21 protein-coding genes and 2 pseudogenes are annotated in these 25,289 nt (G+C 55.8%); 15 read left to right on the forward strand and 8 right to left on the reverse strand.

Going from position 1 to position 25,289, the window contains the following annotated elements:
* Positions 1–322 precede the first annotated feature (322 nt).
* Positions 323–2,131, forward strand: a complete 1,809-nt coding sequence (typA, locus tag AAC076_RS07715; protein ID WP_339844115.1) for a translational GTPase TypA — start codon at positions 323–325, stop codon at positions 2,129–2,131.
* A gap of 404 nt (positions 2,132–2,535) precedes the next feature.
* Entirely contained in the window at positions 2,536–4,710 is a 2,175-nt protein-coding gene (locus tag AAC076_RS07720; RefSeq protein ID WP_339844116.1) for a glutamine synthetase III, read from the forward strand.
* An 87-nt stretch (positions 4,711–4,797) separates the two neighbouring features.
* Here the strand turns inward: AAC076_RS07720 and AAC076_RS07725 are convergent, their stop codons facing one another.
* The 4 genes from AAC076_RS07725 to AAC076_RS07740 all read right to left on the reverse strand — a co-directional run bounded on the left by AAC076_RS07725 (position 4,798) and on the right by AAC076_RS07740 (position 10,801).
* Positions 4,798–5,700, reverse strand: coding sequence for a MotB family protein (locus AAC076_RS07725; RefSeq protein WP_339844118.1), 903 nt, complete (start codon positions 5,698–5,700; stop codon positions 4,798–4,800).
* Complete coding sequence (pomA, locus tag AAC076_RS07730) at positions 5,700–6,473, reverse strand: flagellar motor protein PomA (RefSeq protein ID WP_339844119.1); 774 nt, start codon at positions 6,471–6,473, stop codon at positions 5,700–5,702. Before pomA ends, AAC076_RS07725 begins: the two co-directional genes overlap by 1 nt.
* A gap of 249 nt (positions 6,474–6,722) precedes the next feature.
* Complete coding sequence (locus AAC076_RS07735; protein ID WP_339844121.1) at positions 6,723–8,630, reverse strand: hypothetical protein; 1,908 nt, start codon at positions 8,628–8,630, stop codon at positions 6,723–6,725.
* Positions 8,631–8,707: 77 nt separating this feature from the next.
* Complete coding sequence (locus AAC076_RS07740) at positions 8,708–10,801, reverse strand: hypothetical protein (protein WP_339844122.1); 2,094 nt, start codon at positions 10,799–10,801, stop codon at positions 8,708–8,710.
* A 169-nt stretch (positions 10,802–10,970) separates the two neighbouring features.
* Between AAC076_RS07740 and AAC076_RS07745 the strand changes: the two genes are divergently transcribed.
* The 4 genes from AAC076_RS07745 to AAC076_RS07760 all read left to right on the forward strand — a co-directional run bounded on the left by AAC076_RS07745 (position 10,971) and on the right by AAC076_RS07760 (position 14,101).
* Entirely contained in the window at positions 10,971–11,615 is a 645-nt protein-coding gene (locus AAC076_RS07745) for a response regulator transcription factor (protein ID WP_339844123.1), read from the forward strand.
* A gap of 77 nt (positions 11,616–11,692) precedes the next feature.
* Positions 11,693–12,712: a hypothetical protein gene (locus AAC076_RS07750; protein ID WP_339844124.1), complete on the forward strand. Its 1,020-nt coding sequence runs from the start codon at positions 11,693–11,695 to the stop codon at positions 12,710–12,712.
* A 219-nt stretch (positions 12,713–12,931) separates the two neighbouring features.
* Entirely contained in the window at positions 12,932–13,774 is an 843-nt protein-coding gene (locus tag AAC076_RS07755; protein WP_339844125.1) for a DNA ligase, read from the forward strand.
* A 195-nt stretch (positions 13,775–13,969) separates the two neighbouring features.
* On the forward strand, positions 13,970–14,101 hold the full coding sequence (locus tag AAC076_RS07760; protein WP_339844127.1) for an entericidin A/B family lipoprotein: 132 nt from the start codon (positions 13,970–13,972) through the stop codon (positions 14,099–14,101).
* 82 nt (positions 14,102–14,183) lie between these two features.
* On the opposite strand, the gene AAC076_RS07765 is transcribed toward AAC076_RS07760, so the two are convergent.
* The 3 genes from AAC076_RS07765 to AAC076_RS07775 all read right to left on the reverse strand — a co-directional run bounded on the left by AAC076_RS07765 (position 14,184) and on the right by AAC076_RS07775 (position 17,241).
* On the reverse strand, positions 14,184–15,812 hold the full coding sequence (locus AAC076_RS07765; RefSeq protein ID WP_339844128.1) for an NAD(P)/FAD-dependent oxidoreductase: 1,629 nt from the start codon (positions 15,810–15,812) through the stop codon (positions 14,184–14,186).
* Between the two features lie 154 nt (positions 15,813–15,966).
* On the reverse strand, positions 15,967–16,845 hold the full coding sequence (gene yghU, locus AAC076_RS07770; protein ID WP_339844129.1) for a glutathione-dependent disulfide-bond oxidoreductase: 879 nt from the start codon (positions 16,843–16,845) through the stop codon (positions 15,967–15,969).
* 84 nt (positions 16,846–16,929) lie between these two features.
* On the reverse strand, positions 16,930–17,241 hold the full coding sequence (locus tag AAC076_RS07775; RefSeq protein ID WP_339844130.1) for an EthD family reductase: 312 nt from the start codon (positions 17,239–17,241) through the stop codon (positions 16,930–16,932).
* A 388-nt stretch (positions 17,242–17,629) separates the two neighbouring features.
* Here AAC076_RS07775 and AAC076_RS07780 point away from each other — a divergent pair, with 388 nt between their 5' ends.
* From AAC076_RS07780 to AAC076_RS07805, 6 genes and pseudogenes are all read left to right on the forward strand, one after another.
* Positions 17,630–19,690, forward strand: a complete 2,061-nt coding sequence (locus AAC076_RS07780; protein WP_339844131.1) for an autotransporter domain-containing protein — start codon at positions 17,630–17,632, stop codon at positions 19,688–19,690.
* 27 nt (positions 19,691–19,717) lie between these two features.
* On the forward strand, positions 19,718–20,578 hold the full coding sequence (locus AAC076_RS07785) for a hypothetical protein (protein ID WP_339844133.1): 861 nt from the start codon (positions 19,718–19,720) through the stop codon (positions 20,576–20,578).
* A 230-nt stretch (positions 20,579–20,808) separates the two neighbouring features.
* Positions 20,809–21,228, forward strand: coding sequence for a hypothetical protein (locus tag AAC076_RS07790; RefSeq protein ID WP_339844135.1), 420 nt, complete (start codon positions 20,809–20,811; stop codon positions 21,226–21,228).
* A gap of 89 nt (positions 21,229–21,317) precedes the next feature.
* Positions 21,318–21,437 (forward strand): annotated as a pseudogene (locus AAC076_RS07795) (transposase); the annotation flags it as partial.
* A gap of 62 nt (positions 21,438–21,499) precedes the next feature.
* Entirely contained in the window at positions 21,500–21,910 is a 411-nt protein-coding gene (locus AAC076_RS07800; RefSeq protein WP_339844136.1) for an RDD family protein, read from the forward strand.
* 35 nt (positions 21,911–21,945) lie between these two features.
* Positions 21,946–22,140 (forward strand): annotated as a pseudogene (locus AAC076_RS07805) (transposase); the annotation flags it as partial.
* Between the two features lie 97 nt (positions 22,141–22,237).
* On the opposite strand, the gene AAC076_RS07810 reads toward AAC076_RS07805, so the two are convergent.
* Positions 22,238–22,939, reverse strand: coding sequence for a VTT domain-containing protein (locus tag AAC076_RS07810; RefSeq protein ID WP_339844138.1), 702 nt, complete (start codon positions 22,937–22,939; stop codon positions 22,238–22,240).
* A 33-nt stretch (positions 22,940–22,972) separates the two neighbouring features.
* Here AAC076_RS07810 and AAC076_RS07815 point away from each other — a divergent pair, with 33 nt between their 5' ends.
* The 3 genes from AAC076_RS07815 to pip all read left to right on the forward strand — a co-directional run bounded on the left by AAC076_RS07815 (position 22,973) and on the right by pip (position 25,288).
* A complete protein-coding gene (locus AAC076_RS07815; RefSeq protein WP_339844139.1) occupies positions 22,973–23,512 on the forward strand; it encodes a DUF924 family protein in 540 nt (179 codons plus the stop codon).
* A gap of 95 nt (positions 23,513–23,607) precedes the next feature.
* Positions 23,608–24,189 carry an NnrU family protein gene (locus tag AAC076_RS07820; protein WP_339844142.1) on the forward strand — a complete coding sequence of 194 codons (582 nt, stop codon included), beginning with the start codon at positions 23,608–23,610 and terminating at the stop codon, positions 24,187–24,189.
* 124 nt (positions 24,190–24,313) lie between these two features.
* Positions 24,314–25,288: a prolyl aminopeptidase gene (pip, locus tag AAC076_RS07825; protein ID WP_339844145.1), complete on the forward strand. Its 975-nt coding sequence runs from the start codon at positions 24,314–24,316 to the stop codon at positions 25,286–25,288.
* Position 25,289 lies beyond the last annotated feature (1 nt).

Raw genomic sequence — 25,289 nt, forward strand, 5'->3', positions numbered from 1 at the left:
AGAGCATGCGCTGAAAGGCCCGCACCATAAGCCTTACAGCCGGCTGAGAGAATTAGTGCACCCATTAAGTGCGCACTTATATAGCGCACAAAAACACTATATTGACCCATTTTGGTGCGTTACGGCCAGTAGCTGCAGGCTTGCCTGCTTCGCCCCTAGGTGGCGAGGTCTATAATGCTCTGCTTTGCCCCTTCTTGCACCCGCCAGGTTATAAAACACCCCTTTCGTACAAAAAACATACACTGTCACGCGCTGGTCTGTATAATACCCCCCTCTTTTTTCAGTTAGCCGGGCTGCCGCCTGGCCACCCAGGATGTCCATAGTGATCGAGAATCTCCGCAACATCGCCATCATCGCCCACGTTGACCACGGCAAGACTACGCTGGTCGACAAGCTTCTGCGCCAATCTGGCACCCTTGAGCGGAATGAGCTCGACACTGAGCGCTTGATGGACTCCAACGACCAGGAAAAAGAACGCGGCATTACTATTCTGGCCAAGAACACCGCCATTAACTGGCACGACCACCACATCAACATCGTAGACACCCCCGGCCACGCCGACTTTGGCGGCGAAGTAGAGCGCGTGATGTCGATGGTCGACTCAGTGCTGTTGCTGGTCGATGCGGTAGACGGGCCCATGCCGCAAACCCGATTCGTGACCCAGAAAGCCTTTCAGGCCGGCCTGCGTCCGATTGTGGTAGTCAACAAGGTTGACCGTCCCGGCGCGCGTCCGGATTGGGTTGTTGACCAGATGTTCGATCTGTTCGACAACCTCGGTGCTACCGAAGAACAGCTGGATTTTCCTATCGTGTTTGCTTCCGCGATCAACGGTATTGCCGGCCTGGCACATGATGACCTGGCCGAAGATCTGACGCCCCTGTTCCAGGCCATCGTCGATAATGTTCCGCCGCCGAACGTTGACCGTGAAGGTCCTTTTCAGATGCAGATTTCCGCACTGGACTACAACAGCTTCCTCGGTGTGATCGGTGTGGGTCGTATTGCACGTGGTCGGGTCAAGGCCAACACCCCTGTGATTGCTATCGATATCGATGGCAAGCGCCGCAATGGTCGCATCCTCAAGCTGATGGGTCACCATGGCCTGCACCGCATTGATGTGGATGAAGCTGCAGCCGGCGACATCGTTTGCGTCAGTGGTTTTGACCAGCTGTTCATCTCCGACACCCTGTGTGATCCGATGAACGTCGAAGCCATGACTCCGCTGTCCGTTGACGAGCCCACTGTGAGCATGACCTTCCAGGTCAATGACTCCCCGTTCTGCGGCAAGGAAGGCAAATTCGTTACCAGCCGGAACATCAAGGAGCGTCTGGACAAGGAGCTGCTGTACAACGTGGCTCTGCGTGTTGAAGAAGGCGACAGTGCCGACAAGTTCAAGGTCTCCGGTCGAGGCGAATTGCACCTGTCCGTATTGATTGAAACCATGCGCCGTGAAGGCTTTGAAATGGCCGTCGGCCGTCCTGAAGTCATCATCCGTGAAATCGATGGCGAGAAGCAGGAGCCCTTCGAGAACGTAACCATCGACCTGGAAGAGCAGCACCAGGGCGCGATGATGGAGCAGATGGGTCTGCGTAAGGGCGATCTGACCAATATGGTTCCGGATGGCAAGGGCCGTGTACGCCTGGAATACACCATCCCGGCGCGTGGCCTGATCGGCTTCCGCAACCAGTTCCTGACCCTGACTTCCGGCTCGGGCATCATCACCAGCATCTTCAGCCATTACGGGCCGATCAAGTCTGGCGAGATGTTTGGTCGCCAGAACGGCGTACTGGTGTCGGTTGCTACCGGCAAGGCGCTTACCTACTCCCTGGAAACCCTTCAGGCACGTGGCAAGCTGTTCCTTGGCCACGGCGACGAAGTGTATGAAGGCATGTTGGTCGGCATCAACAGCCGTGACAACGACATGGGCGTTAACCCGACCAAGGGCAAGAAGCTCGACAACATGCGCGCGTCCGGCAAGGACGAGACCATTGCCCTGGTACCACCAGTTCGCTTCACTCTGGAGCAGGCGCTGGAGTTCATCGAAGACGACGAACTGGCAGAAATCACGCCCAAGTCGATCCGTCTGCGCAAGAAGTTGCTCAGCGAGAACGAGCGTAAGCGCTCCAACAAGTAACAACGGTAAGCATCACGAAAAACCCGCCTCTCCGGCGGGTTTTTTTTGCCTGCTGCATGTGCTGGCCCGCTGGTGTCGACGCTGAAGGCCAGTAGGTCAGAACATACCCCAATCCTGCTCCTTTTTATGCCAGGCGGGCATATTCACCGGTCTGAGCGCACTCTTCTGGTACAGGCAGAGCGACTCCTGCGTCTGCCCAGATATCCTGTATTTTGCGGATGGGCCCCTAGATCCGCAACTTGAGCATGATGGTGTGGTTTTTGCTTGGATCAGGGGCTAGCAAAAAAATGATGACCTACTTCATGCGTTTCTCTGCTCAACCGATGCTGATGAAACTGAGCTACTCACTGGTGAAGGATGAACATCGCACAGGGTTAAAACAACCAGCACAAAAGGGAATGAAAATGAGTGGAAATGAATCTCGCCTATCAGCCATTTCACGGATCAGCAACCACCAGCGGATCGCAGTTGAGGCCACGCAGTCATTAGACGATATCTGGGCAACGGATGTCTTCAATCTGGCCAGAATGGAACAGATGCTCAGCAAGTCCGCGTTCAAGGCGGTTAGAACTACTGTTCAAACCGGTGCACCATTGGCGCCAGCAGTGGCAGACGTTGTGGCTGCAGCGATGAAGAGTTGGGCCCTGTCCAAGGGTGTGAAGTTTTTCTCACATATTTTCTACCCGATGACCAACATCACCGCGGAGAAGCATGACGGTTTTATTCTGACCAACTCCGACGGTAATGCCATTACAGAATTTTCCGGTAGCCTGCTCATCAAGGGTGAGCCCGACGGTTCATCGTTCCCGAACGGTAGCCTGCGCATGACCAATGCGGCTCGTGGTTATACTGCCTGGGACCCGACCAGCCCCGCTTTCATCATGCACACGGACAATGGTTCGACGCTGATGATACCCAGTGTGTTCATGTCCTGGACGGGTGAAGCGCTGGACAAGAAAATCCCGTTGCTACGTTCCAACGCAGCGATGGACAGCGCCGCTCGAAAAGTACTGACGTTGATGGGTGAGACCGATATCGCCACCTTGAACTCGAGTTGCGGGGCGGAGCAGGAATACTTTCTGGTTGATATCAATTTTGCCAATGCCCGCCCGGATTTGCTGCTGGCGGGTCGTACCTTGTTTGGTGCATCGCCTGTCAGGGGGCAGCAGTTTGATGACCATTACTTCGGCGCTATTCCCGAGCGCGTGCAGATTTTCATGCAGGACTTCGAGGACCAGCTCTACAGGCTCGGTATCCCGGCCAAGACCCACCACAATGAAGTTGCGCCAGGCCAGTTCGAAATCGCCCCCTACTTTGAGTCTGCCAATATCGCGGCTGATCACCAGCAGCTGATGATGACGCTAATGAAGAGTACGGCGAAGCGACACGGGTTCATGTGCCTGTTACATGAGAAACCCTTTGCCGGCATCAATGGTTCGGGCAAGCACGTCAATTGGTCTGTAGGCAACGCTACCCAGGGTAATCTGTTGGACCCCGGTAGCACCCCTCATGACAATCTGAACTTTCTGCTTTTCTGTGGTGCGGTGATCCGCGGCGTACACAAATACGGAACGTTGTTGCGGGCTGTCATCGCCTCTGCGTCAAATGATCATCGTCTCGGTGCTAACGAGGCGCCGCCAGCTATCTTGTCCGTTTACCTGGGAGACCAGTTGGAAAACGTGTTCCAGGATATCAAGGACGGCAAGATTGCGTCCTCGATCCAGGGCGGTGAAATGGACTTGGGATTGACGCAGATTCTCAAATTCGAGCGTGATCCAGGTGACCGTAACCGGACCTCTCCTTTTGCCTTCACTGGTAACCGGTTTGAGTTCCGTGCAGTAGGCTCATCCCAATCGGTGTCCGGGCCTCTGGTGGCCATGAACACTATTCTGGCTGACTCGCTGGAATGGATTGCAGAAAAGCTCGAGGCCGAGCTGAATAAAGGGACAGCGAAAGCCGCCGCGGTTCTATCGGTGCTGAAAGGCTTGATGGAGGAGCATGGCAACGTCGTATTCGGCGGCGACGGTTATTCAGCCGAGTGGCACAAAATGGCGGTTGAAGAGCGTGGTTTGAAAAACCTGCCAACGACCGCTGATGCGCTACCTTACCTTCGTGATGAGGCCATCCGCGAACTGTTTTCCAGAACCAACGTCCTTTCACCGGTGGAGTTGGAAAGCCGTTTTGAGGTCTACGCCGAGCAATACGTTCTATCTATCGAGGTAGAAGCAAAGCTGGTTATCGAAATGGCGAAAACGATGATCTATCCCTCTGCCAGTCAGTATCTGGGTGACCTGTCGACCACTCAATGTGGCTTGAAGGATCTGGGGATCGAAATGGACGGATCTATTGCTAAATCTGTCGCGGCCGAGACTAACGCGATGGTCGCAGCCGTTGCCGAACTGTCGACAGCCATCGCCAGGCACGAGTTCGATTCCGTTGAAGCGCACATGAGTTATTGCGCAGATCAGATCAGACCGTTGATGGACAAGGTCCGTACCCATGCGGATGCCCTCGAAACGGAGGTTGCCGACAGCCTGTGGCCACTGCCGAAATACCGCGAGATGCTGTTTCTCAAATAGCGTGCTGTAGCCTTTCCAGGCTGGCAAAGCCCCATTTGGGGCTCTGCCAGCTGGCTGTTGTACATGTGCGTACGGCTGCTTTTTTACTCAGGGCGTGTCCCTGATTTCAAAGTCTTGAATCACGTCGTCCAGATCATCCTCCATCAATTGCCGCAGACGGGTTTCATATTGGTCAGCAGCCTCGGCCAGATCCACCACAATCTCCACCCGGCGGTTCAAGGCGCGGGTTTCAGGCCATTCGTTGCTGGCTCTGGGGCGGGTGTCGGCATAGCCTTGAACCTTTAGACGTTGCGGTTCCACTGCGCCGGTAGCGAGCAGGGCGTTGGCGACAGATGAAGCCCGCGCTGCGGACAGATCCCAGTTGGAATTGAAGCGTGGGGTATTGATGGGAATGTCATCGGTGTGACCCTCAACGGTTATTTCCCCCGGTAACTGACTAATGACTTCAGAAATCTTGAACAGCATATCTTCGAAGTCTTCGGTCATGACTGCGGACCCGGACTGAAAAGAGCCGCGCTCCTCGACTCGAATAATAACGCGCTTGCGGTCCTGCTCAAGCTGCATACGACCTTCGCTCAGCTCCTGTTCGAGCACATTCTTGATCGCTTCCAGATTGGCCTGTAATTGTTTCTCTGTTGTCGATGCCACCTGTTCCTGGAGCTCTTCCTCCATCTGTGCCCGCAGCGTATCTATCTGCGGTAGCTCTTCGGTGGTTTGCTGCCGGACCTGATCTACTGGGGTGGGCTCGGGCTTACCGGGTGAAAAGTTGTCGAAAATCGGGCTGGTGCCCATGGGGATATCCAGCGCCGCAACGTCTCGCTGTACGCCGAATGCCTTGCTCAGCTCCCCGGCGATCTGCTTGAACTTCATTGCATCTATCTCGGAGAAAGAGAGCAGCAGCACAAAGAAGCACATCAGCAGAGACATCAGGTCGGCGAAGGTCACCACCCAGGCCGGGATGCCGGGTTTGTCCTCTTCCTCCGAATCCATCAGGCTTCCCCAGTCTCGCTGGGTGCCTTGTCCCGCTTGTTGGGGGGAAGGTAGCTGGCCAGCAGCTGTTCCACAACGCGCGGGTTCGTGCCTTCCTGTATCGCCAGCACGGCATCCATCCAGAGGCTCTGCATACGCGCTTCCTCAGTCATGCGTAACGACAATTTATCTGCGATGGGGATACAGATCATGGTCGCCAGCATGGCGCCGTAGAGGGTCGTCAGCAGAGCTACTGCCATGGCGGGGCCAATTGATTTCGGGTCCTCCATGTTCGATAGCATCTGTACCAGCCCGATCAGGGTGCCGATCATTCCCATCGCCGGGCCCACGTCGCCCAGTGCAGTAAATACCTTGGCACCCCAGCGATTGCGGTCCAGGGTTAGCACCCGTTCCTTTTCAAGGATGGCTCGCACGGTTTCTTGTGGATGGCCATCAATCAACAACTGGATGCCGCTTTTCAGAAAGGGGTTGCTGATTTCCTGATCTTCCAACGCCAACAGACCCTGCTTGCGCGCTACGGTTGATAGCGCTACAAGCTCGGCAATGCTTTCCTCGGTATCAGGCAAGCGAAACTTGAAGGCGCGACCGGCAACCTTGATTGCGCCGAGGAACTGGCCGACGCTGAATTTGGCCAATACGACCAGTAAGCTGCCGCCAATCACGATCAACAAAGAAGGAACGTTTACGAAGACCAGCGGCGAGGCGCCCAGAACGACGGCTGAGCCAATGATACCCAAGGCACCTAGAAGGCCGATGAGAGTAGCTAAATCCAAACCGTTCTCCTTGATAAAAAAGAGGCGCTCAGCGCCGCGCAGTCGTGTTCTCTTTTTTATAGGGGAATGTTAAGGCATTCATGGCCTGCCTACCACGCTATAACCAGTCAGATAGGCATTTATCTCGCGCTGACAGCTGTTCATCACCGATTTTCTGTCAACAACTACGCCCCCTGTTCGGGGGGCGGGTCTGATCGGAATGATATGGAAGACTTGAGTGGCGCAACTTGCGACGGCTTCGGTGTGGGCTCAGGGCGGGGTGCAGCCAGCGCTGCTGATCTGCGTGAGATCAGTAGTGGCGCGGTCCCGCTCGACGCCTTCGAAGGAGCGAACCACCAGATCCAGTTGTCCGTCGTCGGTCAGGAGTAGATCCCTGCTGCGAAGTCTCAGAGCGAGACGTCTTGAACCGGTTTCATCGCTGTAACGTGCGTAACTCCGACGGTAAACGTCAAACCCCAATGCTCCAGTCGCCGCTCCGGGCGTGGTGAAACCGGGAGGATTCAGGTCATAGGTCCAGGGGCTGGTGACACTGCCATCACCTTCAAGAGTAAGTACTACCTGGTCGCACAGGGCCAGGCCGCTGGAAAAGGTGGGCTCGTCGACAACCAGTGTGAGCACTACCGGGCTCAAGGCCTTCAGATCGGTGAAAAAGTCGTTCACATCCTGTGGGATCGGGCGCTCTTCCAGATCCAGCTTGCTCACGGAAAAGGAGCCCGGCCCAAGCTGAGTGGTTCGCGTCAGTCTCCATGCCACCGGCTGCCGGTCGTTTGCATCAAGAAGAATCGCAAGACTCAAAGTGACGCCCTCCGCCTCAGTCACAGTGGCCTGATAGTAGAGCTCGGGCTGCGAAGTGGAGGTGCTGGCGTTGAAGAAGTCGTAAGTCGGCTGGCTTGGGTCAAACTCGTAGCCATCGATACTGACAACACCGTCGTTCGACACGATGACTTCTACGGTGTCACCCAGGGGCAAGCTGCTGTTTCCGGTGAATCGTGAGCTTTTCTCGACAACGACGGGGCTGTAGCTGCCAGCCAGTGGGCCAATAAGCGCGGAGGCGGGTGAGCTGATCACGTTTTCGCGTAGTTGACCAATAAAAGTCGGTACGTTGAAGGGACCGTTGGGGCGAGCGCTGTCCCCGATGTTGATTTCGCTGAACTCACCCGATTCATTATTGGTCAGGGCGTATTCAATGTTGCCATCCTTCCAGATGATCTCGGCACGGTTGGGTGTGTTGGAGAAAAGTCGGTAGTAAGGATTAGTAAGGGTCTTGCCGTTAATGACCAGAGAATTATCCGCGTTAACCACAACGGGCACCTGCTGGTTTTCAGTGAAGCTGCAGAGCGTGCCACAGCCTTCGCCTATACCGGCCTTGAATATCAGCGTGGTATTGCCTACCAACTGTGGGTTGATGGTCGCGGCGACTGTACCGCCTCCGGCGGGAGGGCTGCCCGGCGCACTAGGAAACGACGCGCCCGCGACTATGGAGCTGAGCAGGGCAGGATAATCTGCGAGGTTGACATCTTCGGCAATGGACTCGGCGAGACTTTCCAGTAACTGGTCGTAAGGGTCAGTTGCCGGGTCGGCAACAAAGGGAGCGTTGAACGGTGTCGTTGCCCCGGCGCTCCAATTGGCGGGCAGGGTAAAGCCCGCACCCAGCAGAAGGCCGCGCAGCGTATCGGCGGCCTCGGTGAGGGTGCTGCTAAGGCTGGCCAGGTTGGAGCCGCCTTCGCGGGGGGCGGCGAACCAATCGGTCAGTGTCTGTCCTGACAGCAGGTTGATTTGAAGTCCCAGAGCCAGGTCGGTCAACGGAGTGATATTGACCGTGCCTGCCTGAGTGGCCAGGCTGTGCAGGGTGATATTCGGAGTGCCGCCAGTGAGCTGCAGCGCGCAGGGTAATGCGGAGCTGGAGGCGATCTCTCCACTCCAGGAGCCGTCGGCGCCAGTACTGACGGTCTGGATGAATCCACTGCCATCGGCGCAAGAGGCGGTTATCGTGGCATTGTTGATGCCGCTGCCGGTAGCGGCTGTACCGCTCAGGCTGATACTGGTCGTGCCGCCCGGATCACTGCCCGATCCGCCACCGCCCAGGCAGCCACCGAGCAGCAGGCCGCAGAATACGGTCGCTGCGAGTTGAAGTCTACTTCCTTGATAGATGTTCATAATCAGGCTCACATCAGAGAGAGGAGCCGTTAGGCTAGCGACACTCCAATAGCGCCGGCAGCCCTTGAACAGGGGGGCTATTGATCCGGTGAGAGAGGTATGCGGACGGTGATGCGCCAGCAGTCACCCTGCTGATCCTGACTGAAGTTTCCACGCAGTTCTTGTGCCCTTGAGGCCATAATGGCCATACCCCTGCCTCGAGAATGGACAGGCTTGTCCACCAGTCCATCGTTTTCGACGTCAAGGTGCAACATCCCGTGATCCAGGTGCAGATGGACGCTCAATCGAGAAGCTTTGGCATGCTTCAATACGTTGCTGACGGCCTCGCGCAGAAGGCGGGTCAGGTGACTGAACTGGGTCGCCTCCAGGGCGTGGCCGGCCACCTGATCGACCCATTCGAGCAACACGCCTGCCGCCTCGCACCGTTGCTCTGTTTCGTTGCGCCAGTGAGCCACGGCGGACTCCACCAGAACCGGCTGGCCGTCCATGTTCTGCAGCAGTTCCCGTAGATCCCTTATGGCTTCGCGCACCAGGCTGCGCGAGTTATCCGGAGAGGTATGCAGCAGTTGCAGCAGTTTTGCTCCAAGATCGTCGTGAATGTCTTGGCGTATGCGCTTGCGTTCTTCATTGGCCCCTTCGGCACGGGCCTCGAGCGACTGTCTGACAAGGCCATCGAGCGCCAGCACCAGTCTTGCCTGACGAACATCCTGTCGTGTAAAAAGCCGAGCACCTTGATCTGCATGGCGCAGCAAATAGCCGTTGGAGTCGGAGGCGCCGGGAACCCATAGCGCTTCGCCGTTCTCTCTGACCGTCGGGTGCGCGGACAAAGGGGTGTGTAACTCCAGGTGCAAGGGTTGGAACACTGCTTCCAGCGAGGCTAGCACGGCACCGTCCTCGGAGTTGCTCTGGCGGGCATGAAGCATCGCCGGTAATGCCTGTGCCAGCCATTCGTCCAGACCTCGACCCGTGCGCGCAAATATCAGCCCCCAGATAAACTGACGGACGGGAAAGTAGCACCAGCCAACCAGAGCCAGCGAAATGGCCAGCACTTCAGGTCCGGAAAGTGATAACAGCGAGGCGAGCATCAGGTCGGCCAGCAAGACTGCCAAGCCCCCGAGCAGCCAGGACCAGATGGAGAACCACCAGCGTTCCAGTTCGAACAACCGGTAACGCGTCACTCCCAGCGCCATGCCTGCATACATCAGTAAAAAGGTGGCCAGTAAAGGCGCCTGGGTTGAAGGCTGAGCTATCTGCAGAATTGCCGGCAGTATCATGCCAGCGGAAAAAAACACCGTACCGGCAAAGATCGACAGCAACACCCAGCGAAATGCCGAACGGTCTGCCGGGCGCTGACGGGTCTCCCGCCATTGCAGTGCTGCGCCGACAAGACCGATCAGGAATACAACCAGCACCCAAAGATGAAAGCCCTGCACCGGCGATGTAACCCACTGTCCCTGATCGATCAGCACGCAGGCAAGAAAGCAGGCGTAGAGAAAGATCGACAGCCAGAGCGGCGCGATCTTGCGTGGATAATTCCACAGGAACACGCTCACCGCCGACGAAAACAGCATCGCACCGGCATGATTGACTGCGCTGAGCCATTGGAACATATCACCCGCGATGAACAGGGCTCGAGTGCTGTAGATCGAGGCCGAGGAGGAGGCCAGCAGATAGCCTATACCGGTCAGCGCGAACGCATGGGTTGCCAGATTGCGCTCCCCTGGTATCCATACCAGCAGACAGATAACCGTACCGAGCAGGCCGCAGATCAGCTGTACCCAGAACAGGAAGGGCAGCATGCCCAGCGTTCTGGGCTGCGAAGCAGCATCCCAAGTCTCACCATTACTCAAGCGGACCTTCAATTGTCCTTCCATCAACCCATCGAAGAGACGCTGGTGCTGAGAAAACAGGACGTTGATCTGTTGATAGGAGGGGAGCACATCTGGCTCTTCGATCATCAGAACCGAATGGGCGGCAATCAGCTCCCTCTCGACGATGAATTGCTCAACCTGTTCGTATTTCTCCTGACCTTTACTGACCAGTAGGTGCTCACCGTCGGTGTCGAACCGAAGGTCTGCAACCGGCAATGACAATGCGAGGTATACCGCCATACAGCCGTAAGCCAGTATGAATGCGAGCCCGGCAATGATCTTCGAGCGCAGTGAAAACATGGTAATTATTCTCTTCCCTGATCCCTGTTCACGGGGTTGAACCTCGGTCGAATGGCCGCCATCTTGTTAGCGGCGCACTGCAGGTGTGGCCAGGAAGAGGGCTGTGGCACCCGATACTAGCGCTATCATTGTGATATTGCCTACTGTTTCTCACGCAAGGACTGCCCAGATGAAGTCAATAGAAAGCGTTCTGATTATCGAAGATATACCGGAGGTGGCAGACTGGCTGGTCGATCGAGTCGAGGATGCCCTGGAAGCAGGGAGGGTCAGGGTGGCGTTCAATCTGGCCGCGGCTGTTGAGGCTCTCCAGTTGGATGTCTATCAATTGGTACTGATAGACCTCGGTCTGCCGGATGGCGACGGCACCACGTTGATATCCGGGATCAAGGCCGGCAGGCCAGAGACGTTGTGCGTCGTGACGACCATTTTTGATGATGCCAGTCATCTGTTTGCAGCGTTGCGGGCTGGGGCTGACGGCTACCTTCTGAAAGACGAGAGCGACCAGGATTTTTGTGCTCAGCTCAAGGGCATACTTGCTGGCCGTCCGCCTCTGTCTCCGTCCATTGCACGTCAGATTCTGCAGCAGTTCCAACCTCTTGAGGGCGAGGCTCAAAACAGGCTTACCTCTCGCGAACAAGAGATTCTGGTTCTGGTGGCCAAGGGTCTGAGTGTAAGACATGCAGCCGAAAAGCTCGGCATTACCTACCACACTGCTGCCAGCTATCTGAAAATAATCTACCAGAAGCTGGAGGTGAACTGTCGGGCAGAGGCCACGGTAAAAGCAATCAATCTAGGACTGATCAATCGTCTCTGACCCCCTTGAACACGGGATGGTCTGGGGGGCTGCTTTTCACTAGCCTCACAACAGATATCAATCCAGGGGAGACAGAAATGAAATATGCATCAGCGCTTGTTGTTTCACTTGCACTGGTTCTGACAGGGTGCGCTACTGGCGGGGGTGGTCCGGGAGCGGGATCCAAGGTCAAAATCGACAAGCCAGAGACACTGTCCTCCAACAAGGAAGTCTATATCGGCGACTTCAGGGTCACCTTCTTGACCCAGGACAAAAGCTCGGCCACTGCACGCAGTCCGATGATGCGGGGGGCTGAAGCTACTGATTACGCCAAGGTCACGTTGCGAGCCAAACTGACTGGTGTTCCCCAAGATATCATGCAGTCGATTACTGATCAGGCTTTTGCGGACTTTCAGGCCGAGCTAAGGGCGAAGGGTTACACCATACTCGACCCTGCCGGTCTCCAGAAACTCGATGCCTGGCGCAAGCTGGGCACTACACCAAGTCCAAACCCACCCTTCGACGTCGCCAACGGTGAAACCACTTCGCAGAAAGTGATGCAGACGTTGATTGGTGCCGACAGCGAAAGAAATATCACGTTCTCGCCCAGCGGGATGTCGCTGCTCAGCACCGGCATGAACAATCTGTTGCCATACAATTACGGGTTAGCCGCAGAGCAGAGCGGCAAGGCAATTGTGCGCGCCCACTACAAGGTGCACTTTGTCTATTTTGGCTCAGAAACTGACCACCGTATTGATTACCTCAGCGATGATCGTAAACAGACTCTTACTGCGGAAATGAGTCTGGGACAGGGAATCCAGGTTCTATCCGGTTCTGCGATCGAGTTTGCAGTCGATCAGGGTGGTACCTTCAGTAAAGGTGGCAGCGTCAGTCTGGTCGACCCGGTAGCCGTTGGCGGTGCCTACGGGGAGAACCTTGATACCACTTCGATGGCAACAAAAGCAGCCAACGTCTTCAGCTCAGCCGTCGGAGTATTGAGCGGCGGTAGCGCTACGAGCAAAGAAATATCAGTCCGGGCTAATCCTGATTTTTACCGGGAGGGCGTTATCAAGGCACTGGATGTGGCCAATAGTCGCATGGTCAGAGCTATTCCCTGAGCCATTAGTTCAGGGCTTGGTGCAAGCGCATGTACTTAACAACCCGCCGATATCGGCGGGTTTTCTCTTTGCGGTATTGGTTGGCAACTCTCTGGTTTTCCGATTGGCAGTGACTGAGCAGTATCGCAACATTGCACAAAGGCTTATCTGCCAGATCTCGAGGGCGAGGAAGCTGCTGCATGCCTGGTTTGTCGCCCTGCCAGTGAAAAGGATGTCACCATGCGTCACATTATTCTGTTGTGTTTTTATTGCGTTGTTGCGATTGGCACTCCTGTCGCCATTGCGTCGGGTCCGGCTCACCAACCCATGCTGGCTAGCGTCTATCCCGGCGACGCACCTGTTACCGAGTACTGGGTCAGTGAAAAGCTTGATGGTGTCCGGGGGCACTGGGATGGGAGGGCCCTGTGGACTCGCGGTGGATATCGGATCAACACCCCTGTCTGGTTTACTCGAGGTTGGCCTGAGATGGCCATGGATGGTGAGCTGTGGATCGCCCGTGAACATTTTGATCAGGTCAGCGCCATTGTGCGCACTGCCGAACCGGATGAGGGCGATTGGCAGGAGGTCAATTTTATGGTTTTTGATCTGCCCGGGCGCAGTGAGTCTTTCAGCCAGAGAGTGCGTGCGATGCGCCGCATAACCGCGTACAGCATTCCGTGGCTGCAACCGATCAGACAATTCAGGGTCGACTCCATAGAAGAACTCGACAGACGCCTGGACAAGCTGGTTGCGGCGGGTGGGGAAGGATTGATGCTGCATCATCAGGATGCACTGTATTTGGAGGGACGCAGTCAGCATCTACTCAAATACAAGTTGCATGAGGACGCCGAAGCACAAGTGACAGGTTATACCCAGGGCCGAGGAAAATATGTCGGGATGGTGGGCGCATTGGAGGTGCAAAGCAAAGACGGCAGGCGCTTTCGTCTGGGCAGTGGGCTGAGCGATGAGGACAGACAGCAGCCACCGCCCGTGGGCAGCTGGGTCACTTATCGCTTCAATGGGCTAACTTCAAACGGTTTGCCTCGCTTTGCGCGATTCGTAAGAGAGCGAATAGAGCCCTAGATACCCGATTGAAAACAGGGAATTTGCCGCGAGATAGATGCGGGGAACCGAATTGACCAAGCATGCTCTAATTATTCACCGGAACCAAATCCCCGCGCCAATCTGTGGCGTGGTGGGGGTTCCGGCAAGAGGCGCAGTGGCATTGCCGCGGCGATACTTGCTTCACTTTTTGAAGCGTTGGATAAGGAGTTTGTTATGAGCCTGGAAATGAAATCGATTCTGCTGTGCCTGGCTTTGCTGTTTGGTGTGGCTGGCTGCAACACCCTGGAAGGCGCTGGCGAAGACATCGAGCAAGGTGGCGAAGCCATTCAGAGAAGTGCCGGTTAAGGCTTCAATGCATTGCCTGCCAGGGTGAGTCGGCCCTGGCAGGTATTTTCGCTTTCTTCCTCGCAAGACGCTGATCAGCTGATCAGTCCGCAGAAGATGCCTTATCCGCCAGCATGGCCAGCGCGACGGCTTCCGCCACCTTGATGCCATCGACCCCGGCCGAGAGAATACCCCCCGCATAGCCCGCCCCCTCGCCTGCGGGATAAAGCCCACGAGTGTTGATACTTTGCAAAGACAGATTGTCGCGCTTGATGCGTATCGGTGAGGATGTCCGGGTTTCGATGCCCGTAAGAATCGCATCGTGCCGATCAAATCCGCGAATCTGCTTGCCGAAAGCGGGAAGGGCCTCGCGCACGGCTTCGATCACATAGTTAGGTAAAGCCGAAGCGAGGTCACCCAGTAGCACGCCAGGCTTGTAGGAGGGTTCTACCTCACCAAATGCAGTGGATGCCTGACCGCGAATGAAATCGCCGACCAACTGCCCAGGCGCACAGTAGTCATGGCCGCCGAGCTTGAATGCATGGGATTCCAGTTTTTCCTGTAAATCGACCCCCGCCAGGGGACCTCCGGGAAAGTCTGCTTCCGGGGTAATCCCGACAACGATGCCGGCATTGGCATTGCGTTCGTTACGCGAATACTGGCTCATGCCGTTGGTGACGACCCGATTGGGTTCGGAGGTGGCCGCAACCACAGTCCCTCCGGGGCACATACAAAAGCTGTAGACCGCTCGGCCGTTTTTTGCGTGGTAGACCAGCTTGTAATCAGCCGCACCGAGTTCTGGGTGGCCCGCGTATTTGCCCAGGCGCGCCTTGTCGACCAGCGATTGCGGATGCTCGATTCTGAAACCGACTGCGAAGGGTTTGGCTTCGATATAGATGTCTGCCGCATGCAGACTACGAAAGGTGTCCCTGGCACTATGCCCCAACGCAAGCACAACATAGCGGCTGCGCAGTTGCTCGCCGCTGGCCAGGGTAACGCCCTCAATGCGGCCGTCTTCAGTCAGAAAGTCCGTAACGCGACTCTCGAAGCGCACCTCTCCGCCCAGCGCGCGAATTTCCTCACGCATGGTCGAGACCACACCGGTCAGTCTGAAGGTACCGATATGTGGCTTGCTGACGTACATGATTTCCGCCGGGGCACCGGCTCGGACAAACTCGTGCATCACCTTGCGGCCGTAGAACTTGGGATCCTTTATCTGGCTGTATAACTTGCCATCGGAAAACAGTCCTGCGCCGCCCTCGCCGAATTGCACATTGGACTCGGGGTTCAACACCTTGTTGCGCCACAGGGCCCAGGTGTCCTTGGTACGCGTGCGAACATCCTTGCCGCGTTCCAGCACAATGGGTTTGAAGCCCATCTGCGCCAGACTCAGCGCAGCAAACAGACCGCACGGCCCAAACCCGATCACCAGTGGGCGTTCGTTCATGTCAGCTGGCGCCGTTGCTACCGGGTAGTAATTGGTATCCGGCGCTGATCGGACATTGCGGTCCTGGGCGAATCGCGCCAGTACCTTTGCTTCCCCGCGCACCTGGGCATCAATGATGTAAACGAAGGTGATTTCACTGTTCTTCTTGCGCGCATCGTAGCTGCGCTTGAATACAGTGAAATCAATCAGGTCGGTATCCATTATCTTGAGCCGCGCAAGAATGGCCTCTCGCAGGGCTTCTGGCGGATGATCGAGGGGCAGTTGCAGTTCGTTGATACGGATCATGGTAGGTCCTGGCCGGTGTCTCCGGCAGAGGGCCAGAGCGACCAGTGGGTGTCAGCCCGAGGGTCGTCTGGGTACGTCAGTCTGGCGCGCATTGTAGCGGTGCTCGCCCGGACTGTCATGCGCTCCGGAGGAGTGCAGCCTGCGACGTGCGGTGCTACTGGTTACTATCGCGTTCGAGCTTGTCCTGGGTGCGCGTTTGAAAATCGCTTGCGTCGTGCCGTTCACGCAGTTGCTCGCTTGGCTCACCCCAGGCGCGATTGACCATACGCCCGCGCTGTACGGCGCTGCGCTCTTCCAGTTGTTTGGTCCAGCGCACGACGTTGGTGTAGGTGTGGGTCTGCAGAAACTCGGCGGCCTCGTACACCTTGTTGTCTACGAGCGCGCCATACCAGGGCCAAATGGCCATGTCGGCAATACTGTACTGGTCGCCGGCGATGTATTCGTTGCTAGCCAATTGACGATCAAGGACGTCTAGCTGGCGTTTGACTTCCATCGCATAACGATTGATCGGGTATTCATATTTTTCCGGTGCATAGGCATAGAAATGACCGAAGCCGCCTCCCAGCATCGGCGCACTGCCCATTTGCCAGAAAAGCCAGGACAGGCATTCTGCACGCCCAGCCGGATCGGTCGGCAAGAAGGCGCCGAACTTCTCGGCCAGGTACATCAGAATCGCGCCCGACTCGAATACGCGAATAGCCGGATCGCTACTGCAGTCGAGAAGAGCTGGAATTTTCGAGTTCGGATTGACGCTGACAAAACCGCTGCCGAACTGATCCCCTTCGGTAATTCTGATCAGGTGGGCGTCATACTCGGCGCCTTCGAAGCCCTTCGCCAGCAGCTCCTCGAGCATGATGGTGACTTTTACGCCGTTGGGTGTGGCAAGTGAGTACAGTTGCAGCGGGTGCTTGCCGACGGGCAATTCCTTGTCGTGGGTAGGGCCGGCAACAGGACGGTTGATACTGGCGAACCTGCCGCCGCTTTCAGCGTCCCAGGTCCAGACCCGTGGCGGCGTGTAGGTAGGATCGGTCATATCTGTTTTTCTCCTGTGGGGCCGGCGATGTTGCCGGTTGTCTTGGGGGTTCTAAGCTCCGGTCTGCCTAGTGGCGCAACCGGTTCAGCCTTGAATCTCGCTGATCTGCACTTGCGCATTGATGTCAGTGTAGTTGGGAATGTCTTCGGCAAACTTCTTCGCGTTGGGCGCAAAGGCCTGCTGAAAGCTTTCCAGACTGTCGAAATACAGATTGGCAATGGCCACGAAGGGCGCCTCTGCACCGGGTGTCCCGCCCGCCACGCCTTTTTCTATCTCCGCTTTCAGGCACGCCGCGCCGAGCGCGCCGGTGACCATTGGCATATGCGTATTCAGATAGTACGTCATGTCGAACCGGGCATTGGGGTTGTTGGGGTACATCACACTGGCTTTGATCATCGGTTATCTCCTGGGTTGATAGTGCTCAAGGTAGCGTCTCGGCCGTAGTTAGGCGAATTGCGTTTGTATCAGAAAAGCGAGTAAGAATGTGCGCGAAGTCACAATTTCAGGATTGATTTCGTACGGGCGTTGAAACAATGCAACAGGGCGCTAAAATGCTGGCAGCTTAAGATCAATACCTCGTATTAGACGGTTTTCGGTGCTCTGTCAGGACGCACAGACTCCGCCGCATGCAGACGTAGATCGCAGCGCCACAGTATTCAGGAAGCACTACCGACATGACGTCACTGGCAGTAGGAAGTAGTCAGTTGTTGTTGAAGGTCTTTCGGAAAAGGAACGATTCCGGAACCTCTTCAGGCTCCGGATCAGAAGCAACGGAGCACAACCCATGACTTTCCCCAAGCCGACCCTACTCGCTACTCTTATCAGTACCGTTGTCGCAAGTACCACGCTGCATGCCGCATCATCGCTGGACATGGTTGTTGCGATTGATGAATCAGGCTCCATGTCAGGTGAGCACAATGCGTTCATCGGCACCTATGTAAAAAACCTCGATAGCCTGCTCAATGACCAGAACGTTACCCTCAACCAGTTCGGACTGGTGGGTTTTGGCGCCAGCAGCGGTCAATCAGCAACCACCAATGAAGCCGGTCGCGAAACCGGTAGAGCGTTGTATCGCCACTTCAATCTCAACAGTGGGATCAGTCCGCTTTGGGGTACCTCCGCCGAGTTTGATGCGATCACCCCTGAGCTGAGGACTAGTGGTGGGACGGAGGATGGATACCGGGCCATTGACTATCTGTACCGATACTTTCAGTTCCGTCCCACCGCAGGCTCGTCGATCATGTTGATCACGGACGAGGATCGTGACAATGACTCCTTTGATCTGGATCTGAACAACCTGCCCACAGGTATGACCGAGATCGACAAGAGCTACATTCAAGGCCAACTGGCACAGTACAAGACAGTGGTCCATGCGGTTGTAAGCCAACGCTTCACTGATAAAGCGGGTAATACGGCTATTGCTGTGGTTGGTAGCGATCCTGATACCGGTTTTGCCTATGTTAAAGACAGCTCTGGCGTTATTACCAAGGTACAGGGATATGTTTTGGCGTCTGCCGACGGTACAACAGAAACAGATTACACCGAGCTGGCGCTGGCTAGCGGCGGAACTGCCATGGATATTGACGGGTTGCGCAGCGTCTACACCGACGCGGCTGCTCTGGCAGCGCTCAGTGGCGAGCTGGCCAAGCTGGTGGCGGACATTGCGGTGGGTCAGGTGCCGGTTGTGGGCATCGACTGCAATGCAGCCACCGGAATAGCTGCCCAGATATGTTCTGCGATCGCTGGTTCGAGCAACACCCAACTGCAGCAGATCGGACAGCAGATCAATGATCCCCAGCAGTATCGTCAATTGAGCCAGTACCAGGTCAGTCAAATGCTGCAGACGGCTGTTTCCAATGCGCGCAATGTGCGCAGAGTGGTTCTCGGTCGACTGGCAGATTTGCGCCGCAGCGGTATGGCCACGACCGATATCGATGTGATGGATTACTCCAATGGCAACATTGCCTTGTCTGCCGACATGACCGAGCAATTGCAGTATGCCCGCGGCGGGGCTGCCTCGGCGGACCGGGGTGATGTGGGTTATTTTATCCGCGGTATCTATACTCGCGGCGATTATGAAAGCACTGCAGTGGCTAACGGTTTTGACTCGACCACCTACACGTTTGTGGCCGGTGTTGATAAATTCATCAGCGATGCAACGCAGGTTGGTGCGGCTATCGCGTACGCCGCCTCTGATTCGGACTTTTCAGGTGTTCGTGGTGGTACCGAGGCAGATACCTACGGCATAACGGCCTATGCTTCCCACGAGCTGGGTCAGGATTTTTATCTGGAAGGCAACCTGGGTTTCAGCCGCGCGAACTTCGATACGGATCGCGATACCGGTTTCGGCATGGTTGAGGGCAATACCAAAGGTGATATCTGGAATCTGTCCGCTGGGGTAATCAAGTCCTATCCGATGAATACACTGATGCTCGAACCTTTTGCCTACCTGCATTACACGAATGTATCCGTGGATGGCTTTACCGAGAAAGGGGGGGCAGCCGCGCTGCGAGTTGGGCACAGCAACTTCGACTCTCTGGTCTCGGAACTGGGCTTTACTGCAGCCTATCAGCTAAGTGATAGCGTTACCGGTGACTTGCGCTTGGCATGGGAGCACGAGTTTGAAAACTCAGGCACTTCAGTGGCCTCATCCTTTGTCAGCGCCCCGGGTAATGTGTTCGACAGCCGTACGCCTTCACAGAGCGCCAATTATGGACGTGTGGGCCTGGGGCTGACCAAGGCGATGGATCAGGATCGCAGCATCGCTTTGCGCGGAGAAACCCTGGTAGGACATGACCGCTACGATGAATATTCAATTGAAGTACGCTTCCGTCAGAATTTCTGACCCTGACTGCAGTGCAACAGATTTGCCGTGCGTGTGAGTAAGCGCGCGGTCAAAGGGCTGGTCGTTTTGCGACCAGCCCTTTTTGCACTTATCTCCAGCATCGCGCTGCTGACCAGTTGTGCCTCGACATCTGAACGTCCTGACGCCTGGGCGCGTGAATCGGGGCTGGATAATCTCGCAATCGCCGGCGGTCCGTTCACCTTGCATGCTTATGAGCGCGTAACGCCGGGGTCACACGCTCATGTTTTCATCGAGGGCGATGGTCGGCCCTGGCGATCAGGCGGCAGGATTATTTCCGAAGATCCAACCCCCAAGCGTCTTCTGGTGTTGGGATGGATGGATAAGGTTCCGGGGCCGACGCTCTACCTGGGTCGCCCCTGTTATTTCACCTCGGTAGCAGATCAATCCTGCGACGCTCTACTGTGGACCTATGGTCGCTACTCGGAGCTTGTGGTGCAAAGCATGGCTACAGGGCTTGAAAGCTGGTTGCGTCTACGGCCGCAGATTACTTCGCTGACAGTGGTAGGGCATTCAGGGGGAGGGGTATTGGCTCTATTGCTGGCTGAGCGAGTGGTTTCAGTTGATCAGGTTATTGCCGTCGCGACGCCCGTGGATATTGACCTGTGGGCTGCGATGCATCGTTATACACCGTTATTTGCCTCCCTCAACCCGGCACGCCAGCACACTTGGAGAAAAAATGTGCAGCGTCGTTTGTATTTTGGTGAGCATGATCGTGAAGTCCCTCCGGAGGCTTTTTTGCCTGCCGCCCGGGCTTTGCCGGGCGTTTCGGTCCGGATTGTGGAGGGCGTTGATCACGATTGCTGTGGACCAGATATCTGGTTTGTAGATCCGGACCGAAAGTCAATTACATCTCAGATTAAAAAATGAATCTCACCCAAACAAAGTGAAATAAAGTCATTATTGTGAGCCACTTAACGGTTATGGCTTTTTCTCCTAGATCCCCTGCTCTTCTGACCCAACAATGCTGCGCAGTTGATGTCCGACTGCAAAGGCGAAAAAAGGGGACAGATTTACTTTCTGAGCCCGGGTCGTCCGAAAGCTGGAAAAATCCGTCCCCTTTTATTTTTTACCCAGGACTCAATCGTAAGGAGTGCGCTATGAAGGAAGAGCTAAGAAAGTTGCTCAGCACGCAGCTAGTCTTCCGCGCAGGAAAAGTCGGGCTCCCGCTCTTGCTCGCGTCGATAGTGTCGACCGCTCTTATCCGTTGGTATTACGAGAGCGTCCTATTGAATCTTGCGCGAATGATCGAGAGTCCTGGGCTGTTCAAGATGTATTTTGAGTTGGCCGCTACAAGTTTGTTACACGGCGTCCTGATCGCGGTGCTGCCCCTTTTTGCGGCGTCAGTCCTGCGCATTTGGCTAGGCTGGGCTTTGCTGGTGGGTATCTTGTTGAATTACTTACTCTTGATATTTGGAATGCAAAACGACCAAGTATTGTTTCCGGTAGTAATAGTGTCGGGTGTTGTACTCGTTCTGGTCGCTCAGCGTGCGATGCAGGTAGCTCGTGCTCGCGGGTGATTGCAGGTCATTCCTTTAAGACCCAGTCGGCATCTAGGCCGACTCCAGGGCAGGAAAACGGGGACCGATTTATTTTAAGGAGGGTGTAGATGCCCAGGATGGGGCGAGTGGTATTGCCTAACTACCCACATCCCATTGTGCAGCGAGGGCATAACCGCCAGGTGGTGACTGCTTGCGAGGACGACTTTCAGCGCTACCTGTCAGCTATCAGCAGTTTTGAAAAATAAGCGGCTATTTGTGCCGGTTTTGATTGTCACGGAGGATTGAGGCTATGGAAAAGTCATTGCCTGCACCAAGGCACGCGAGGCGCTTCAGCGCTTACTTGCTTGATATCTTGATCTGCTTGTTGGTAGCCAGGCTTATCCCCTATGCAGCTGGGCTAATTATGGGGTCCCATGCATTTGTACTATCAAGCTACGCGCATTGGGTTGCACTTGCCTACTTCCTGCTTAAGGATTCTCTGCCTAATGGACAGAGTATAGGCAAGCGCATTCTGGGTATTGCCGTTATTGGTACCGTGACTTATCAGAATTGCAAATGGTGGCAGTCGGCGCTGCGTAACTTGGTCTTGATGGTTTTACTGCCAGTCGAGATTCTATTTGTGCTGCTCAACAATCGGCGCCTCGGTGACGCATTGGTATCCACCATGGTTATCGAAACCAAAGGTGAAATAATGAAATAAAAATAAAGGGAATAGATTTTTTTAGGAGCTTGTAGATGCCCAGGATGGGTCGCATGGTACTGTCGAACTACCCGCACTATATCGTACAGAGAGGCCATGATCGTCAGGTTGTGTTTGCTTGCGCCGATGATTTTCAGCGCTACCTGACGGACATCAGAGAGCTGAAAGTGCAATTTGGCGTCAAACTCTATGCATGGTGCCTGATGACCAATCATGTTCATCTATTGGTCTGAAAAAGGGGCTGCGAAAAACAACTCCTTCCCCCTTTTTCTAGCCGTAATGCTGTGGACCCTCTATCTGGCTTGAAACTCATCGCCCGGATACGGATTATCCCTTCGTGTCAGGTGGTTCTTGACCTGATCTTTGGGGCTGGGCGTGTGTTTTGAACCAGTAACGTTTCGCAATGCTACCCATCACCAGCAACACGCCCAGTATGACGAGCGGTAGAACAGCTCTGAACTCCAATGCTTCATTGGCCTGTGTAGCCGACACCATGCCGTGTACCGCATGTGAATATACGGTCCATTTGATGCTCAAGCCGATGATCGCGGCACTCACAAAAGTCACCAGGCGCAGGCCCAATATGCCTGCGGCGAGGTTGATGAGTGCATGGGGCACGCCGGGCATTATTCTCAATGCGCACTGGGTTAATAGATCGCTACGCCTGGTGAGTAGCTGTATTAACTGGCCTGAAATGTCGCCAATATGCCAGGCACTGCCCAGGCCCATCCCCACGCGATAGGCTCCCAGTGCTCCACCAACGCTCCCTGCCAGCAACATGCAAACGCTCAACAGAAGCGGCTGAAATGGGGCTATTATCCAGAAGCAAAGGCTGCCGGGCAGGCCGAACGTCATCAGCGCGGCCATCAGTATAACGACGCCCAGCATGGCCAACGGGTGACCCGAAACGCGGGAACCCCATTCCCATAGCTCGGCAATGGTAATGGGCGATAGCCAGCCCAATACGAACAACAGCGTTATGCTGCAGGCGATGAGGGTGGTCTTCTGGCGACGGTAAAGTCTGGGCACGAGTCTCCAAATGGGGCTGACAAGGAATTAATGATGGCATATGACGATATCATTACCTTCTGGTTCGATGAACTTGATCCTTCACAATGGTGGAGGGTGAGTCCCGAGCTCGATCGTGTGGTGGCCGCACGCTTCGGCGCGGAGCATGCGCGGGCTGCCCGCGGCGAGTTGGTCGCTTGGCGCGACACCCCCGAGTGGCGCCTTGCGGAAATCATTCTGCTCGACCAGTTTTCGCGCAATATCTGGCGCAACACGCCCCGGGCCTTCGCCACGGATATGATGTCGCTGGTGCTGGCCCAGGAAGCAGTTCGGTGCGGAGCTGACATTCTTCTGGATATCAACAGGCGGCGATTCCTGTACATGCCTTACATGCACAGCGAGTCCGCAGTGATACACCAACAGGCTGTGCCGCTGTTCCAGCAGGTAGGCCTGGAGGACAACTTACGGTTCGAACTCAAGCATCAGGAGATCATCGAGCGGTTTGGTCGTTACCCCCACCGCAACGCAGTTCTGGGGCGTCCATCAACCCTGGCGGAGCTGGAGTTTCTCAAGCAGCCGGGTTCAAGTTTCTGAATACACAGTTGAGCAGATGCACTGGCCAGTCGCGACGGCTATAGTGGTCGCCATCTGCCGATGGTTAGCGGTTCAATGATAAAAAGGATACGACGATGCTGGTTCTGGTAATAGGTCTGCTGGTATTTCTCGGGGTGCATTCCCTGCGAATGTTTGCTCCGCAGTGGCGCGCGACAACAATCGACAAAAAGGGGTTGGGGCTCTGGAAGGGGCTTTACTCGGTTGCTGCCTTGATTGGCCTTATCATGATCATCTGGGGCTATGGTCAGGCCCGATTGGACCCTGTTCTGTTATGGGTTCCACCGGTCTGGACCCGTCACCTGGCTGCTTTGCTGACCATCCCTGCCTTTATTCTGCTGGTCGCCACTTATATTCCCCACACTCATATCAAGGCCCGGGTCGGGCACCCGATGTTGTTAGCGGTCAAATTCTGGGCGGTCGCCCACCTGTTGGCTAATGGCATGCTGGCGGATCTGTTGCTGTTTGGTGGATTTCTTGCCTGGGCAGTACCGCTCTACATTGTCTCGCGTAAGCGCGACCGCATGGCCGGAGTACGTTATCCGAAGGGGCAGATCAGTCGGGACGCGATCACGGTCGTCGTTGGCCTGGCACTCTGGGTCGCTTTCGCTCTGTGGCTTCATGGCATGTTGATTGGCGTGAAACCATTTGGTGTCTGAGCCGGATGACAGAATGTCCGCCGGGCAGTAATGTTGTAGGGGAAATACGTCGGCTTACCTTGCTGGCGTCTGTCCCCAAGGAATTGGCCCCGCGGGGCTGTCATTCAGGCCAGGAGCCTTTGCCATGCAGCTGTTGTACCCCGAGATAAAGCCCTACGCCCGTCACGAACTAGCAGTACAGGCGCCCCATGTGCTGTATGCGGATGAGAGCGGACAGCACGCCGAAGGGCTGCCCGTAGTCTTTATTCATGGGGGGCCCGGTGCCGGGTGCGACAGCCTGAGTCGGCGCTTTTTTGATCCCTCTGTCTATCGGATCATTACCTATGATCAGCGGGGCTCTGGGCGTTCGACGCCACACGCCAGCCTGGAAAACAACACCACGCAGCATCTGATCGAGGACCTTGAGGTACTGCGTGAGCATCTGGGCATCGACAAGTGGGTGCTGTTTGGTGGCTCCTGGGGCTCGACGCTGGCGCTGGCCTACGCTCAGGCCCATCCGGAGCGGGTAATGGGCATGATCCTGCGGGGTATTTTCCTGTGCCGCGATCAGGATATTCAGTGGTTCTATCAGAGGGGCGCGAGTCATGTCTTTCCGGATTACTGGGAGGATTACCTGTCGATGATTCCCGAGGCCGAGCGCGGTGACATGGTTTCGGCTTACTACCGGCGCCTGACCGGGGATGACGAGATTTGTCGGATGCATGCCGCCAAGGCCTGGTCGTTGTGGGAGGGCCGTTGCGCAACGCTGCGACCCAGCCCAAAGGTGGTGGATCGTTTCAGCGATGCCCGGCGCGCCTACGCGATCGCGCGGATCGAATGCCATTACTTCGTTAATCATGCTTTCCTGGCACCTGATCAGCTGCTGGATAACATGCATCGTATAGCCCATATTCCCGGCATCATCGTGCATGGCCGATACGACATGGTCTGCCCGTTGGACAACGCTCACAGCCTGCATCACAAGTGGCCTGCCAGCGAATTACAGATTATCCGTGACGCCGGTCACGCAGCCTCGGAAACAGGCATTGCTGACGCACTGGTCAGAGCCAGTGAGACGCTGTCACGGCAACTGCTGGGTCTTCCGCCGCGGGTCGAGTAAC

The organism is uncultured Halopseudomonas sp. (assembly GCF_963977355.1).
Taxonomy (GTDB): Bacteria; Pseudomonadota; Gammaproteobacteria; order Pseudomonadales; family Pseudomonadaceae; genus Halopseudomonas.